The organism is Megasphaera jansseni, from assembly GCF_047974155.1.
GTDB lineage: Bacteria > Bacillota > Negativicutes > Veillonellales > Megasphaeraceae > Megasphaera.
The window spans coordinates 18651-35235 of sequence record NZ_JBHYRR010000033.1 but is presented as its reverse complement, the minus strand read 5'-3'; the positions used below and the strand labels follow the sequence as shown (position 1 = coordinate 35235).

At 54.6% G+C, this 16585-nt stretch carries 14 protein-coding genes; 4 read left to right on the top strand and 10 right to left on the bottom strand.

Annotated elements, in window-relative coordinates:
- Positions 1–311: 311 nt before the first annotated feature.
- The gene (gene dapF / locus ACE418_RS11485; protein ID WP_416450734.1) at positions 312–1151 is read right to left on the bottom strand and encodes a diaminopimelate epimerase; all 840 of its coding nucleotides are present in this window, start codon (positions 1149–1151) and stop codon (positions 312–314) included.
- A 159-nt stretch (positions 1152–1310) separates the two neighbouring features.
- On the opposite strand from dapF, the gene ACE418_RS11480 reads away from it, so the two are divergent.
- Positions 1311–2153, top strand: coding sequence for an AraC family transcriptional regulator (locus ACE418_RS11480; RefSeq protein ID WP_416450733.1), 843 nt, complete (start codon positions 1311–1313; stop codon positions 2151–2153).
- Here ACE418_RS11480 and ACE418_RS11475 read toward each other — a convergent pair whose 3' ends face one another.
- Positions 2154–4436 carry a hydratase gene (locus tag ACE418_RS11475; protein WP_416450732.1) on the bottom strand — a complete coding sequence of 761 codons (2283 nt, stop codon included), beginning with the start codon at positions 4434–4436 and terminating at the stop codon, positions 2154–2156.
- Between the two features lie 319 nt (positions 4437–4755).
- On the opposite strand from ACE418_RS11475, the gene ACE418_RS11470 reads away from it, so the two are divergent.
- From ACE418_RS11470 to ACE418_RS11460, 3 genes are read left to right on the top strand one after another with little or no spacing between them, the layout of a single operon-like run.
- Positions 4756–6099: a citrate synthase gene (locus ACE418_RS11470; RefSeq protein WP_416450731.1), complete on the top strand. Its 1344-nt coding sequence runs from the start codon at positions 4756–4758 to the stop codon at positions 6097–6099.
- Positions 6100–6101: 2 nt separating this feature from the next.
- Positions 6102–7097, top strand: a complete 996-nt coding sequence (locus ACE418_RS11465) for an isocitrate/isopropylmalate dehydrogenase family protein (protein ID WP_416450730.1) — start codon at positions 6102–6104, stop codon at positions 7095–7097.
- 18 nt (positions 7098–7115) lie between these two features.
- Positions 7116–8075: an NAD(P)H-dependent glycerol-3-phosphate dehydrogenase gene (locus ACE418_RS11460; RefSeq protein WP_416450729.1), complete on the top strand. Its 960-nt coding sequence runs from the start codon at positions 7116–7118 to the stop codon at positions 8073–8075.
- Positions 8076–8194: 119 nt separating this feature from the next.
- On the opposite strand, the gene budA is transcribed toward ACE418_RS11460, so the two are convergent.
- The 8 genes from budA to recF all read right to left on the bottom strand — a co-directional run bounded on the left by budA (position 8195) and on the right by recF (position 16583).
- On the bottom strand, positions 8195–8920 hold the full coding sequence (gene budA, locus ACE418_RS11455) for an acetolactate decarboxylase (protein ID WP_416450728.1): 726 nt from the start codon (positions 8918–8920) through the stop codon (positions 8195–8197).
- Between the two features lie 32 nt (positions 8921–8952).
- A complete protein-coding gene (locus ACE418_RS11450; RefSeq protein ID WP_416450727.1) occupies positions 8953–10332 on the bottom strand; it encodes a hemolysin family protein in 1380 nt (459 codons plus the stop codon).
- Between the two features lie 26 nt (positions 10333–10358).
- Complete coding sequence (locus ACE418_RS11445; RefSeq protein WP_416450726.1) at positions 10359–11147, bottom strand: hypothetical protein; 789 nt, start codon at positions 11145–11147, stop codon at positions 10359–10361.
- A 32-nt stretch (positions 11148–11179) separates the two neighbouring features.
- Entirely contained in the window at positions 11180–12340 is a 1161-nt protein-coding gene (locus tag ACE418_RS11440; protein ID WP_416450725.1) for a pyridoxal phosphate-dependent aminotransferase, read from the bottom strand.
- Between the two features lie 11 nt (positions 12341–12351).
- The gene (gene gyrB / locus ACE418_RS11435; protein WP_416450724.1) at positions 12352–14271 is read right to left on the bottom strand and encodes a DNA topoisomerase (ATP-hydrolyzing) subunit B; all 1920 of its coding nucleotides are present in this window, start codon (positions 14269–14271) and stop codon (positions 12352–12354) included.
- Between the two features lie 75 nt (positions 14272–14346).
- Positions 14347–14610, bottom strand: a complete 264-nt coding sequence (locus tag ACE418_RS11430; protein WP_416450722.1) for a hypothetical protein — start codon at positions 14608–14610, stop codon at positions 14347–14349.
- Positions 14588–15490: a DUF721 domain-containing protein gene (locus ACE418_RS11425; RefSeq protein WP_416450721.1), complete on the bottom strand. Its 903-nt coding sequence runs from the start codon at positions 15488–15490 to the stop codon at positions 14588–14590. The genes ACE418_RS11430 and ACE418_RS11425 overlap by 23 nt, the downstream gene beginning before the upstream one ends.
- Entirely contained in the window at positions 15471–16583 is a 1113-nt protein-coding gene (recF, locus tag ACE418_RS11420; protein ID WP_416450720.1) for a DNA replication/repair protein RecF, read from the bottom strand. Before recF ends, ACE418_RS11425 begins: the two co-directional genes overlap by 20 nt.
- Positions 16584–16585 lie beyond the last annotated feature (2 nt).

Here is a 16585-nt window from a genome sequence, read left to right as displayed (position 1 = left end):
AACTACGAACGAAAAACTTTTAAGTTGAAGGGGCCTCGCATGATGGCAAAAACCTTCGTGCGACAGCCCCTTTTTAGGGGTTGGTGGCTAGGGGTTAGTGGCTAGGGGTTAGTATTTTACAGTGTAGGGGTCGCCACGTGGGCGACCCGTCATGGAATTGGGATGATTCTCCACGTGCGAGCCCCTACGAACTGCGGCCTGCGGCCGGCGAATGCATGTATGACATTATCACCATCATTCCGGGCGGGCGCCCCACGTGGGCGCCCCTACATAGGCGGGCCGCCCTTTGGGACGGTCCCTACGAACGGCCCCTACGCTTCCAGCCATTCGCCGGTGAAGGTGACGGCAGCCGGGCCGGTCATGTAGACGTTGCCGTCTTGTTCGTTGTATTCGATGTGCAGCGTGCCCAGGTAGAGCTGGACGTCGACGCTGCGGCCGGTGAAGCCGTTCAGGAAGGATCCGACGGCGCAGGCACAGGAGCCGGTACCGCAGGCCAGGGTAGCGCCGGCACCACGTTCCCAGGTGTGGACTTTGATGGTGTGGTCGTCGATGACCTGGACGAAGTTCATATTGGTCTTGCGCGGGAAGGCCTTATAGGTTTCAAATTTCGGGCCTAATTCGTGGAGATCGACGGCGTCGACGTCTTTGACATAGGTCATGGTATGGGGGACGCCCATGAGCAGGCTGGTGATGTTATAGGTCTTGCCGTCGATTTCGATGGGTTCATCGATGACCGGACCGGCCGGCCCTTCCATGGGAATCTGGGCGCGGTCGGTAAAGGGCTTGCCCATGTTAATGGTGACCAGGCTGACTTTGCCGTCGTCGCCAACGGTGACTTTCGGTTTCATGATGCCAGCCAGGGTTTCAACGGCAAATTCTTTCTTGTCGATGATGCCGTTGTCGTAGACGTATTTGGCAAAGCAGCGGATGCCGTTGCCGCACATTTCGGCTTCACTGCCATCGGCATTGATGATACGCATGCGGACGTCGGCTTTATCGCTCGGTACGATGACGATGATACCATCGGCACCGATGCCCGTATGAGGCGCGCACATCTTGACGGCCAGCTGGGAAAAATCCTTGTCCGCGCCATTTTTATCTTCCAAAAAGACGAAGTCATTGCCTAAGCCATGCATTTTTACGAATTTCATAGTTGAACCCTCCGTGAAAAAAATATCTATGCTCATATCCTTGCTTACTTGAATCCTTACAATTGTTATTATACAATAGCGGAAAGTGGCAAATATATGTAAATAATGCTCTTTATATTGCAAATTCGGCTATAAGGTATCGTAAGAGGTGACACAGTTATGGCGCAAAAGACCGGGTATTTATCAGAAAAACTCAAACTATTCCACCTATCGGACAAACGGCAGTGGACCTGTCCCTATCACTACCACGACTTCGATAAGATCACCCTCTTTTTCCGGGGCCATGTATCGTATGACGTCGAAGGGACGGCCTATGACCTGCAGCCCTTCGACATCGTCGTCATCCCGGCCGGCCGGATCCACCGCCCCGTCATTTATGGCGATGAGGTCTACGAACGCATCATCGCCTATATTTCCCCATCCTATCTCAAGTGGTATGAACGCCGTGGCTGTCCGGCCGGACAGATATTCACCACCCCGAAATCCCCCATCCTGCGCCAGCCCCAGGAAGCGGACAGCTTGTACAATGTATCGTGCCGCCTGCGCCGGGCCTGGTCCGATACGGGGCCAGAAAGCCCGCTCTTACAGGAAACACTCTTTACGGAGTTCATGATCCACCTGACCCGGGCCCTGCAGAAGGATAAGGTCCGCGTCGTCAAGAAAGGCCACCAGAACGAGAAGATACGCCGCATCCTGGCCTATATCGAAGACAACCTGGGCGGCGACCTGTCCATTCCCAGCCTGGCGGCCGCCTTTTTCATGAGCCCGGACTACCTCATGCATCTCTTCAAGGCCGAAACGGGCATGACCGCTGCCAGCTACATTACGACCAAACGGCTGCAAAAAGCCCGCCACCTCATGCAGGAGGGGCGGGCTTTGACGGAAATCTGCTATGACTGCGGATTTACGACGTATTCGACATTTTACCGGGCCTGGAAAAACCGCTATCACACGTCACCCAAAGAGGGTATCCGTGCCTTCCCCGATGCCTTCGACGAATAATCAGCGGTTCCGGTTGTAATTGATGAGGCAGCCGGCTTTGACGATTTTCTTTTCATCGTCCGTCATGGGAGCGATGTACAGCGACAATTCACGCAAGTCCTTGCCGACGACATAGGCCTTGATGGCTTTCATGTCGCCGTCGAGAGCTTTCTTGACGTTCGGGATGTAGATATAGTCGCCGATTTCAAAATCAGGCTGGCCTTCCATCTGGAAGGGCAGCATGCCCCAGTTGATGACGTTGGAGCGATAGCGCTTGGTCGCGTATTCCTGGCAGATGTTGGCCAGGCCGCCGAGGACGCGCTGGCAGCTGGCAGCCTGTTCACGGGCTGAGCCATCGCCGGGCTTGATGCAGTAGATCATGCTGCCGATTTCGACTTCTTTCATGGAAACGTCGCCAAAGTGAGCGCGCAGGACGGCGAAGACTTCTTTCAGGGCCGGATCGACGCCAGCCGGGCAGTCGCCGGCCAGGCGGGCCCGTTCCACTTTATCGACGGCTTTGGCCCGGCCTACATAATCCGGATCGCGGCGGGACAAGGTGAATTCGGCCAGGCCCAGGGGATTGGAGCGGTATGACGACGTTTCACCAGACGGGATGAGTTCGTCTGTCGTCGTGACCGGGTCCATGATCTTCGAGCAGACCTTGAGCAGGATGGAATCAGCCAGGGGTTCCATGTCCGGCCAATCCTTGATGTTCGGGCCATAGACCAGGGAAGCGCCTTCGTCGGCCTTGCCAAAGCCCTGATAGACGCGGGTTGCATAGGGCTGGTCATCGTAATCATACGGTGTTTCGACGTAATCGTCCATATAACCTTCGGCCGAAGTCAGGACACCGCCGTTGGCAGCCGTTGCGGCAATAGAGCGGGCATCCATGAGGGCGACCGATGCAAACTGGCCATTGCCCGGCTTCGATCCTTCACGGTTGGGGAAATTACGCGTCGTATGACGGATACTGAAGGCATTGTTAGCCGGCGTATCGCCAGCGCCGAAGCAGGGGCCGCAGAAGGCCGTCTTAAAGATGGCACCGGCTTCCAGGAGCGATGCGACGGCGCCTTTGCGTACCAGGTCGAGGTAGACCGGCTGCGACGACGGATAGACGTCGAGGGTGAAATTGCCATTGCCGCAGGAAGCCTGTTTCAGGATATGGGCGGCGGCCATGACGTTGCTGTAGTTGCCGCCAGCACAGCCGGCGATGACGCCCTGCTGGACCTGGAGCCTGCCGTTCTTGATCTTATCGGTCAGGCTGTATTTCAAGTCCTTGTTGCTCATGCGGCTGTTGATGGCTTCTTCCGTTTCGTGGAGGATATCTTCCAGGTTGGCATTGAGTTCATCAATGGTAAAGGCGTTGCTGGGATGCATGGGCATGGCGATCATCGGCTTGATGGTGCTCAGGTCGATGTAAATCATGCCGTCGTAATAGGCAACGTCTGCCGGATTCAATTCCTTATAAGCGTCGCCGCGGCCATGCTGGGTCAGATACGCCTTGGTATCATCGTCGGTCCGCCATACGGACGAGAGACAGGTCGTTTCCGTGGTCATGACGTCGACGCTGTTGCGGTAGTCCGTCGTCATGGAAGCGACGCCGGGGCCGACGAATTCCATGACCTTGTTCTTGACATAGCCGTTCTTGAAGACGGCACCGACGATGGCGATGGCAATGTCATGCGGGCCGACGGCAGGGTTCGGCTTGCCCGTCAGGTAGACGCCGACGACGCCGGGATAAGCGATGTCATAGGTATCGCACAAGAGCTGCTTGACCAGTTCGCCGCCGCCTTCGCCGACGGCCATGGTCCCTAAGGCACCATAACGGGTATGGCTGTCGGAACCGATGATCATGCGGCCGCAGCCGGCCATTTTTTCACGCATGTACTGATGGATGACGGCGACGTGGGGCGGGACAAAGATGCCGCCGTATTTCTTGGCTGCCGACAGGCCGAAGACGTGGTCATCTTCATTGATGGTGCCACCGACGGCGCAGAGCGAATTATGACAATTCGTCAGCACGTAGGGAAGGGGAAATTTTTCCATTCCCGATGCCTTAGCCGTCTGGATGATGCCGACAAACGTAATGTCATGGGAAGCCATGGCATCGAACTTGATCTTCAAGTGTTCCATGGAGCCCGACGTATTATGATTTTTTAAGATAGAATAGGCGATGGTCCCTTTCCGCCCTTCTTCTTTGGAAACGGTCTTTCCTGTGAGCTGTCTGAGTTTGGCCGCATCCTTTTCCGGCACGATGTCCGTACCGTTGACGAGATATGCGCCTCCATCATATAACTGAATCATTCCAAGCCCTCCTTTGTCACCGCCTGGGCGATGGCTTTTCTCATTGTGAAAATATCGTAATTCATTTTCACAATATAAAATTTTAAGCATTTCAATAAATATTATATCATAATTAAAACAGCCATGGCTACCCTTAAAACGTTTTACACTTTACGCGATTTTCATTTTACTTTCTCCATAATTATGCTATAATAACTTATACTTTGCAGGAATATACTAGAAATTATTCCCAAAATAAAATTTATGAATATTCGCGGATAACCGATACTTTATAAGTTATTCTCCCATATTCATACTTGCAGGAAAGAGAGGAATCATCTTGGACAAAAATATTTACTTAGCCCAGTTTTACGGCAAGTCACAGAACTACACACAGATTCCCCGCGAATGGTTCTCCAAGTACGGCGTAAAGCGCGGCCTGCGCAATGAAGATCACACCGGCGTCCTCGTCGGCCTGACCCGCATTGCCGATGTCGTCGGCTATCAGCGTGATGAAAAAGGCCAGAAAGTCGATTGCGACGGCGTCTTGTACTATCGCGGCATCGACATTCGCGAGCTGGCCAAAGTCGAAAACTATCAAGGTTACTTATATGAAGAAGCCAGCTTTCTCCTCCTCTTCGGCTACTTGCCGACAGAAGATGAATTGAATGCCTTCTGCAAGGTCTTACAAAACGGCTATGATCTGCCCGATGATTTTTTGGAAATGAACCTCCTGCGTCTGCCCGGCAAGAACCTGATGAATAAATTGCAGCACGCCCTGCTGACGCTCTATAATTACGACCCCGATCCGGACAATACCGACGTCTATCAGACCCTGCGCAAGGGCTTGAATATCATGAGCAAGCTGCCGTCCATCGCCGTCTATGCCTATATGTCCAAGGTCCATTATTACAACCGCAAGAGCCTGGTCATCCACTATCCCCGCAAGGACTATTCGACGGCAGAGAATATCCTGTCCATGCTGCGGCCGGACAGCAAGTTCACGCCGAAAGAAGCCCAGCTCCTGGATCTCCTCTTGTTCCTCCACGCCGACCACGGCGGCGGCACGAACTCGACGTTCACCAATATCGTCGTCTCGTCGACGGATACGGACATCTATTCCAGCATGGCCAGCTCGGTCGGCGCCCTCAAAGGCCCGCGCCACGGCGGTGCCAATATCCGCGTTTCCATGATGATGGAACAGGTCATCGATGCCATCGGTATCAAGGCTACGGATGAACAGATCGTCGACGTCATCCACCAGATTCTCAACAAGAAATTCAAAGGCAGCCATGATGGCCTGGTTTATGGTTTCGGCCACGCCGTCTACACCTTATCGGACCCGCGCGCCGAAATCATGCGCCATTACTGCGGCATCCTGGCCAAGGAAAAGGGCATGACCGACGTCTTCCGCTTCTACAACCGCTTTGAAAAACTGGCTATGAAGACGTTAAAAGAAGAAAAGGGCGTCAACATGTGCAGCAACGTCGACTACTACAGCGGCTTCGCCTATAACATGCTGGGCATCCCGCGCGACCTCTACACGCCGCTCTTCGTCATCAGCCGTATGGTCGGCTGGCTGGCCCACAACATTGAACACAAACTCTACGACAACCGCATCGTCCGTCCGGCAGCGAAATACGTCGGCGACTTGATGGATTATATTCCCAGAAAGGATAGATAATCATGAAGACAATCACTGTATTCAAAGGCGATGGCATCGGCCCGGAAATCACCGACGCCGTCCTGCAGATCCTCGACGCCGCTAAGGCGCCCCTTTCCTATGAATGTTTCAACGTCGGCGCTGCCGAATATGAACGCCACGGCGCCCTCATCCCGGACGACGCTTTCGCTTCTTTTGAAAAGACCCATATCCTGCTGAAATCGCCGATCACCACACCCATTGGCAAGGGGTTCCGCTCGCTCAACGTCACGCTGCGCAATAAATATGACCTCTACGCCAATATCCGCCCGGCCAAATCGAATACGGCCGTCAAGACGCCGTTCCCCAACGTCGACATCGTCACCTTTCGGGAAAATACAGAGGATTTATATATCGGCGTCGAATACAAGATGAACGAAGATACGGTCCACGCCATCAAGCTCATCACCCGCAAGGCCAGTGAACGCATCATCCGCGCCGCCTTCGACTACGCCGTAGCCCATAACCGCAAAAAAGTCACCTGCGTCCATAAGGCCAACATCCTCAAGATGAGTGACGGCTTGTTCCTCGACATCTTCCACACCATCGCCAAAGATTACCCGCAGATTGAAAGCGATGACAAAATCGTCGATAACACATGCATGCAGATGGTCATGCGGCCGGAACAGTTCGACATCATCGTCACACCGAACCTCTATGGTGACATCCTGTCCGATCTGACCAGCGGCCTCATCGGCGGCCTGGGCCTGCTGCCTTCCATGAATGTCGGCGACGACTACGCCATGTTCGAAGCCGTCCACGGCAGTGCCCCGGATATTGCCGGCAAACACATTGCCAATCCGACGGCCCTCTTGTGGTCGGCCTGCATGCTCCTGGAATACATCGGAGAAACGTCCATCGCCGCTAAGATCCGCAAGGCCGTCGACGAAGTACTGGCTGAAAAACAGCACCTCACACCGGACCTGGGAGGCAGCGCTACGACTGAAGAATACCGCGATGCCGTCATTGCCAAACTGTAAGCCCAAAGGAGGTATTCCATGAAGATTACCGTCTTAGGCTGCGGCCGCTGGGGCAGTTTCCACGCCTGGTACGCCGACCATATCGGCCACGACGTCACCTTGTGGGGCCGTCCCGGTTCGCAGCACTTACAGGAACTCGTAAAGACCCGCCAGAATGAATACCTGCGCCTGCCCGCTTCCGTCACCTTGACGTCGGATCTGTCCGCAGCCCTGGATACAGCGGATATCTGCATCATTTCCATCAGTGCCCAGCAGCTCCGCAGCTTCACCCATCAGCTGAAAGAAGCCGGCTTCGCCCCGTCCCTGCCCTTCGTCCTGGCCATGAAGGGCCTGGAGGAAGGAAGCGGCAAGCGATTGACGACAGTCATGGCTGAAGAACTGGGGCCGTCGGTGCGGACGGCCGTCTGGGTCGGTCCCGGCCACGTCCAGGATTTCATCAGCGGCATGCCGAACTGCATGGTCATCGCCTCGGCCGATGAGGACCTGACTCATTTCTTAGTCGATACCTTTACGAGTCCCCTCATCCGCTTCTATTACGGACAGGACCTCTTGGGCATTGAAATCGGCGCGGCTGCCAAGAACGTCATGGGCATCGCTGCCGGGATGCTCGACGGCGCTCATCTGACCAGCCTGAAAGGGGCCCTCATGGCCCGTGGCGCTCACGAATTGTCGGTCTTAGTCGCCGCCATGGGTGGGCAGGCTATGACCGTCTACGGCCTGAGCCACCTCGGCGACTATGAAGCGACCCTCTTTTCCCTGCACAGCAATAACCGCCGCTTCGGCCAGGACTTCATCGAAGGCAAGCCCTTCAAAAAACTGGCTGAAGGCGTCAGCACGACAGAGGCCCTCCTCGATTTATCCCAACAATACAGCGTAGAACTGCCCATTACGGCAGCCGTACACGCCATCATAAAAGAAAAAAAGGACCCCCACGAGGTCCTGAAAAATCTATTTCTCCGTTCTACGAAGAGCGAGTAAAAAAGACCTGTCGCAACGCGACAGGTCTTTTTTAGTGGTTAGCAGCTAGTGGCTAGGGGTTAGCGGATGGTTTTAAATTTAAAGCCCTCTTCTCCAAACTACAAACTCCGTACTACAAACTATTTTCCCTGTTCGATTTGTTTGATTTCGTCCTGCGAGGCAGCTGTCAGGTCGCCCCGTTCAAACTGCTTGTTATGCGGCATATCGAGGATGAAGCGGTCCGCCTTGTTGAAGATGACCCGCCCTTCTTCCAGGTCCAGGTCAAAGACGTGACCGCCTTTTTTCCGGTCTGCCGAAATGAAGTGGGAGTGCCAGCCCGACGTATTGACGCCACTTAGGTAATCGGGGATATAGATACCGATGAGACTGCCATCGATTTCCTTAAAGGTAAAGCGCCGTTCATCCGTTTCCAGGACCTTGGCGAAGGGCAGATACGGCTCCTGTTGTCCCAGTTCGGTCCGGGCCGACACGCTGTGGAAATGGCCGTCGATGCGGACGATGTAGACATCATTGATGCCAAGCTGTCGGACATGGGCCGTCATGATGTCTTTCAAGGCTTCAATCGAAGGCTGATGCTTCAACACGACCGGTTCCTGTTTCCGCAGCCACGTCACCGTCGCAAAAGGTGTCGTATCGGTCTTAGCCGCTTCCACAGCCGAGCCATCACCTAAGACGCGATAGGCATGGCCATCGATGACGATGAGTTCACCGGCTACGGCATGGAAAGTCCCCAGCCCCGTGTCGCCATGGGACAGCAGCGTTTCCATATCCGTACTGCCGTAATAATTGCCGCGGGCCAGGGCCTGCAGCGTAGACACCTGGTAAATTGCCTGGCGTTCTCCCATTTCTATACAAACTTCCTTTCTCAAAGACCTGTTCATTTATCGGCACCTTTTTCCGATTTTTCATCGGTATCCGGTATTTCTTTGCGGGTCACCAAAACCTTGTCGACCCGCAGGTTATCCATATCCATGACTTCAAAAGTGAAATTTTCCCACTCGTACGTATCGGTTTCCCTGGGGATACGGCCGACGCCATAGGTGATGAGGCCGCCCAGGGTCTTATACAAATCTTCGTCTTCTTCGGGCAAATCGTCTTCGATATCGAAGAAATCCTTGAACTCTTCGATAGTCAGCAGGCCCTCCATGAGCCATTCATTAGGGCCGCGCTGAATGATGCGGTTCGCTTCTTCCTTCTTCTCTTCTTCGCCGGCCGGCATGATACCGACCAGTTCTTCCAGGATATCGTGCAGTGTCAGGATGCCGCTGAAATTGCCGTATTCGTCGAGGACGGCGACTTCGTGGACGCTGTGTTCGCGGAAGACGTGGACGACCTTCATGATGTCCATCGATTCGGGAATGTAAATCGGCTTGTGGATGCTTTCTTCGACGATGGCCGTCAGGGAAACGGTCTTGTCCTGCCGGACAGCGGCATAGTATTTCTGGAAGATTTCACTGACAGAAATCATGCCGATGAAATCGTCCAGCGAGCCCCGGCCGACGGGCAGGGTATTGTGGTTGAAGGCTACCAATTCCTGCATCATCGTTTCTTCCGGGTCTTCGACATCGATCCAATCGACCTGGGTCCGGTTGGTCATGATGTCGCCGACATCCATATCGGCCAGGCGGAAGACGCGGTCGACCAGTTCCGGTTCTTCTTTTTCAAAAGCTCCGAGTTCGACGCCCTGTTCCAGGAGCAGCTTGATTTCATCTTCCGTGACGGGCAGGACTTCCGGCTTATTGACGCCCATGATCTTGGTGACGACGGCCGTCGACCAGGACAACACCCACACGACAGGCGTACAGAGGACGGAGAAATAGAGCATCGGCCGGGCCAGGAGGCAGGCGATTTTTTCCGGTTTGTCGATGGCAATGCGCTTAGGCACGATTTCGCCGAGGATGATCGTCAAGTAGGTAATGAAGGCGACGATACCCGTCAGACTGATGGTGTAGGCGTAGGGCTCCAGTCCCGGTATCTTGGCGACGTATTTCGACAAGGGACCGGCCATTTCCGTACCGCCGTAGACACCGGTGAGCAGGCTGACCAGGGTGATGCCGAACTGGACCATGGAAAACATCTTATTCGGATTTTCACGAAGTTTCAGGACAATAACTGCCGACTTGCTGCCTTCATCGGCCAGGGCTTCCAGCCGGGACTGATGACAGCTGACGATGGCCATTTCCAAAAGGGAAAAGATGCCATTGCCAAAAATCAGCAAAATGATGACGAGAAATTGTTTTCCTAGGGAAAACTCCACAATAGATACACACTCCTTTTAAATGGTTACCACCAGGGGCCTACGCCAATGCCGATACCACCGCCGTGGTGGTGCCAGCCGCCGCCCCAGCCGATGCCGATGCCGACGCCGACATTGGGCCCGCTATGGGACGGTTCACTCGTATGACGGTCGGCTTCATCGACCACCGTGATCGACTTGGTCACGGTGCGCACGGTATCGCCGATTTTGATGTCGATGACTAGGTCGGTCTTGCCGGCTTGCATGGGATGAATATTCATTTTATCCGTAATATCGGCGACTTTCGTATTCAAACTCGTCGCCTTGACGTCATAGGGGACCATCCCCGGTACATGGACGCGGATGATGCCGTAACTGCCGAGGGGGATCTTCTTCGGATAGACGACGACTTCGACCTTATCCATGAGCTTTTCCGTATTGCCATAAATCAGGGCCGCATCATCGCCGGCCTGCAGTTTCCAGGCGCAGCTTTCATCTTTGGCGACGAAATAATTGCCCATGAGGACGTGGGATGCCGTATCATAGGCCTTGACATGATAAAAGTAATCGCCGACGACATTCTTGTCGACGCGGAAATAATAACTGCCAACCAGGCCTGTCGTCTGGGACGGCAGATTTTTCAAAAGCCCCGTCACTTTATCATAGGTACTCCCTTTCAGGATATAAAAATCATCCAGGTTCTTGACATTGACCGTCGGGTCCGTCAGGACGACGGCAGCGGCCGGCTCCGCCTTGGCGGGCTCATCGGCGGCTAAAGCCGTCAAGCTGGATAAGCTGATACAAAGTGCTCCTAAGAGAATCTGCCATTTTTTCATCAAAATCCCCTCCTCTGGTTGCCATAGGCAACTTATCGTTTCAATACAGAAATACGTTCCAATCGTTCCATCGCCGTTTTCAGCGTGTCATCGCGGACGGCGAACTGCAGCCGTGCCAGGTGATGGACCGGTTCGATGAAGAACGTCGAAGCCGGTACCAGTGCGACGCCGACTTTTTCTGCCAGGTCCCGGCAGAACGCTTCATCGTCATCATAACCATAGCCGCCGATATCGACGAGCATATAGAAAGCCCCCTGCGGTACATTATGGCCGATACCGATGTCATCAAGGCGCTTCATGACGAAATCCCGCTTGCGCGTATACATGGCCCGCAGGCCCTGGTAATATTCCGGCCCGAAACGCAGGCCTGTGACAGCCGCTTCCTGCAGCGGACTGGGGGCACTGATGGTCAGATAGACGTGGAGCTTCTTGATGGCTTCAGTAATGGCCGGCGGCGCAAAGATATATCCCAGGCGCCATCCCGTGATGGAATAGGTCTTGGACAGGGAGCCGCAGCAGAGCGTCCGTTCATACATACCGGGCAGGGTAGAAAAATACGTATACTGCGTCGGTTCGTAGATGATGTGTTCATAGACCTCATCGACGACGACGAAGGTGTCGTACTTTGCGGCCAGGCCGGCAAGGGTCATCAGCTCGTCCCGGGAAAAGACCTTGCCACACGGATTGGACGGATTGCAGAGGAAAATCGCTTTCGGATGCTGCCTGAAAGCGGCTTCCAGTTCATCGGCATCAAAGGTGTAATCCGGTTCACGCAGCGACACGTAGATGGGTTCGGCCCCGCAGAGCAGGGCGTCCGTACTATAGGCTTCATAAAAAGGCGAAAAGAGGATGACTTTATCGCCAGGGTCGACGACCGTCATCATGGCCGCCATGAGCGCTTCTGTCCCGCCGCAGGTGACGACGACTTCCTTTTCCGGGTCGATTGTCTGGCCCGTGAACTGCCGGCGGCAGTCGGCCATGGCCCGGCGCAGATTGGCTGCGCCAGGGTCCATGCTGTACTGATGAGGTCCTTCCTGTGCGACCTGGCTGAGGCGGTCGCACATCGCCTGAGGCGGCGGAAAGTCGGGAAAGCCTTCAGCCAGGTTGATGGCACCGGAAGCTTCGGCAATGCGCGACATGCGGGCGATGACCGATTCCGTGAACCATTCGATTTTTTGGGAAAGTTTCGGCATAATGTCTCCTCTTACAAATCCAGGTTGCGGACTTTCTTGGCGTTTTCTTCGATGAACTTGCGCCGCGGTTCGACTTTGTCCCCCATGAGGACCGAGAAAATGCGGTCCGCTTCGGCAGCGTCTTCCAATTCGACTTTGAGCATGGTCCGGTTTTCCGGGTCCATCGTCGTTTCCCAGAGCTGTTCCGGGTTCATTTCGCCCAGGCCTTTGTAACGCTGGACGACGACGCTGTTGTTGTCGCGGCCCAATTCATCAAGCTTGGCCTGCATCGATTCATCGGTATAGAAGTACCAGACCTGTTTGCCCTTGCGTACCTGATAGAGCGGCGGCTGGGCGATATAGACGTGGCCGTCTGTGATAAGGGGCTTCATGAAGCGGTAGAAGAAGGTCAGGAGCAGCGTCCGGATATGGGCGCCGTCGACGTCGGCATCGGTCATGATGATGATCTTGTCATAACGGCGTTTGCTCAAATCGAATTCCTGGCCGATACCCGTACCGAAAGCGGTAATCATGGAACGGATTTCATCGTTGGCCAGGATTTTGTCGAGGCGGGCCTTTTCGACGTTGATGATCTTGCCGCGCAGCGGCAGGATAGCCTGGAAGCGGCGGTCACGGCCCTGCTTGGCGCTGCCGCCTGCCGAATCCCCTTCGACCAGGTAGATTTCCGTCTGGTCCGGATTCTTTTCCGAGCAGTCCGCCAGTTTCCCAGGCAGACTGCTGATTTCCAGGGCGTTCTTGCGGCGCGTCAGTTCACGGGCGCGGCGGGCGGCCTGGCGGGCACGGGATGCAGAAATGGTCTTGGTGATGATGGCCTTGGCTTCGGCCGGATGTTCTTCAAAGAATTCCTTCAGCCCGTCAGAGATGATGTTATCGACGATGCCCTTGACTTCGCTGTTGCCCAGCTTGGTCTTGGTCTGGCCTTCGAACTGCGGTTCCCGTACTTTGACGCTGATGACAGCCGTCAAGCCTTCGCGGACGTCTTCGCCGGACAAATTGTCTTCGTTTTCTTTGATGATGCCGGCGCTGCGGCCATAATCGTTGATGGTACGCGTCAGGCCGGAACGGAAGCCGCTCAGATGCGTGCCCCCTTCTTCGGTGAAGATATCGTTGACAAAGGTCAGGATATTTTCACTGTAGCCGTCATTATACTGCATGGCGATATCGACGATGACTTTGTTCTTTTCGCCGTCGACGTTGATGACCGTCGGATTGACAGCCTGATGGCTTTCGTTGAGGAATTCGACGAACGACGTCAAGCCGCCTTCATAGCAGTAGACTTCGCTCTTGCCTTCGCCGCGTTTATCCGTCAAGGTGATGTGCAGTCCTTTATTGAGGAAAGCCAGTTCGCGCAGGCGCGTCTTCAACGTATTGAAGTCATAGACCGTGTCCGGGAAGATTTCATGGTCCGGTTTGAAAGAAACCTTCGTCCCCGTTTCTTCGCCGGCTTCCAGGGGACGTATTTTCTGAAGCGGTTGGTCCGTCACGCCGCGGGTGAAGGAAATGGCCCATAAATAGCCATCGCGTTTGACCTGGACTTTGGTCCAGACACTGAGGGCGTTGACGACGGAAATACCGACGCCGTGGAGGCCGCCGGAAATGGGATAGCCGTCACCGCCGAATTTGCCGCCGGCATGGAGGACCGTCAGGACGACTTCGACAGCGGGCTTGCCGATCTTGTGCATGGCTACAGGGATACCGCGGCCATTATCGACGACAGTGATGCTGTTATCTTCCTGGATGGTGACTTCAATATGCGTACAATATCCGGCCAGGGCTTCGTCGATACTGTTATCGACGACTTCGTAGACCAGATGATGAAGGCCTCGTGTCGATGTACTGCCGATGTACATCCCAGGCCGTTTGCGGACGGCTTCCAGTCCTTCCAATACTTGAATCTGTTCGGCACCATATCTAGCTTTGTCTTTCGACATAGAGATTCTCAACTCCTGTTTCTTGCAATTTTAATGATTCATTTAGGCAATCTAACACTTTATTATACCGTAAAATCAAATATTTTTGAATACATACCTTGCCGGATGCAGGCACTTCTGGTAACGCCGGACCACCGTCTCTCCCGTGACCGGCAGGGCAAAGACGCGCTGCTCTGTGACGACCAGGCAGCGCCAGGCCGTTTCCGGTATCCCATCGACAGCGACTATGGGAAGGCCGAAATACCGGCGGACAGAACGGCCCTGATGGCCTGACAGGTTGACGATGGCTACGATGTCGCCGGCATAGATGGAAAGATTACGGCTCAGATGGAGATACATGGTCGTCCTTCTTTCTGTACTTGGCCACGAGATTCTCAATGAATTTCGGCGGGATGTCGCCGGGGACGCGGCGGGTGATGAGCATGGCCAGGGTAAAATCATCGGCTGCCGTATCATATTCATAGTAGACTTTTTCAATATACGTATAAATGAGATTGCGGCGGACTTCATTATAAGCCTGTTCTTCGGCAGCCGCCGTCACCGCCTTCTTCAGATAGCCGGCCATGGCCTCCCACGACAGCCAGGGCATATCGTCGAGGTAAGCGCGTATCTGCCGCTTCAAAGCCTGCCGCTCCTCACTGTGACAAAAGAGGCACTGCCTTTCGCCAGGCGCCATCCAACGGCCGCAGCGGGGACAGGAGACGAAGCCTTCCAGCTGATAGGCCTTCTTCCTTTTGGCCTGGGCGAAACGGAGCTGGACGACCTTTTCCCGCAGCCCCTCAGGCAGATGAGCCGTTTCCTGCCGGATACGGGCTACCGTATCGTCGTCGAGGCGTACCTGACTGATTGTCTCTTTAGGAAAGACATCCTCCGTCTCGCCCCGCAAGGTCTCATAGACCGTCCGAATCGGTTTTTTCCCCTTTTTGACAAAACGGACATCGGCAATGGCCCGATGCCCGACGTAAGAATTAATTTCCTCTATGATTTTATTTTTATACATAAATAGGTAATTCATATATACCGGGTTCATGACGGCAATGATAACCTGTTTATCCTTAAAATCTAATATATATGAATATTTGGCAATCTGCTCACCAGCAATCTGTTTCCAGTCCCGCTTGGCCTGGTATAGGTGATAAGGCAAAAGGAGCCGGTTTTTCTCCAATACCCTCGGTATGGCTAAACCGGCCTTTTTTAATTCAAGACTGCGTTCCTCCATGAGACAGGACCCTCCCTTTTTCAATGCAAATGGGATGACACCCGGCCATGCCGGCAAAGATTCCCGGTTCCGTCGTCGTAATGAACGTCTGGATACGGTCGCGGACAAAATCGAGCAGGGCCTGCCGGCGGTCCGGGTCCAGCTCGCTCATGACATCGTCCAAGAGCAGTACAGGATATTCGCCCGTCTCGGACTTGACGTATTCCAGCTCCGATAATTTCAAGGCCAGGACCGCCGTCCGCTGCTGCCCTTGGGAACCGTATTTCCGCAGATCCGCCGGCCCGACGGAAAAGACGAGGTCATCCCGGTGAGGACCGACCGATGTCGCCTGCCGACGCACATCTTCTTCCAAATGGCGCTGCAAGAGGGCATAGTACCATTCCGGATCGGTCTGATGGTCCCGGTCGCCGCCGCCATAGGGCTGAACATATGTTAGGTTCAGCATTTCCGCCCCCCGGCTCAGGCGCTTGTGGAGGACGCCGGCCAAAAAGGACAATTTGTGCAGGGCTTCGAGCCGTTTGGCGACCAGGGAGGCCGCAAAGCCGGCAATCTGGCGGTCCCATTCGTCGAGGGGATGGATGCCTTCATATTTCATCTTCTTCAGCAGGAGATTGCGCTGCGAAATGGCCCGGTTGTACTGCAGCAGCTCCCGGTAGTAAGGCCGGCTGACCTGGGAGATTTCCATGTCGATGAAACGGCGCCGCAGCGACGGGCTGCCCTTGATGAGCTGCAGGTCGTCCGGCGAAAACAGGACTTCATTGAGGGTCCCGACCAGCTCCTTTTGGGGAACTTTTGTTTCATTGACCCAGAGTTCTTTCTTGGCCGTCCGGGACAAGATGATCTTCAGCTGCTGCCGCGTATCGTTGCGCTGGAACTGGATGATGATACTGGCCTGGTCCTGGTTCCAGCCGATGAGGTCGGCATCGGCCATGCCCCGGTAGGACTTGCCGATGCCCCCCATATATAATGATTCCAATAGATTCGTCTTGCCCTGGCCATTCTTCCCATAGAGGAGGATGATGGCCTTGGGAAAGGTAATCATTTCATCATCATAATTCCGGAAACGGTGGAGCCGGACCGATTCAATCATCATAA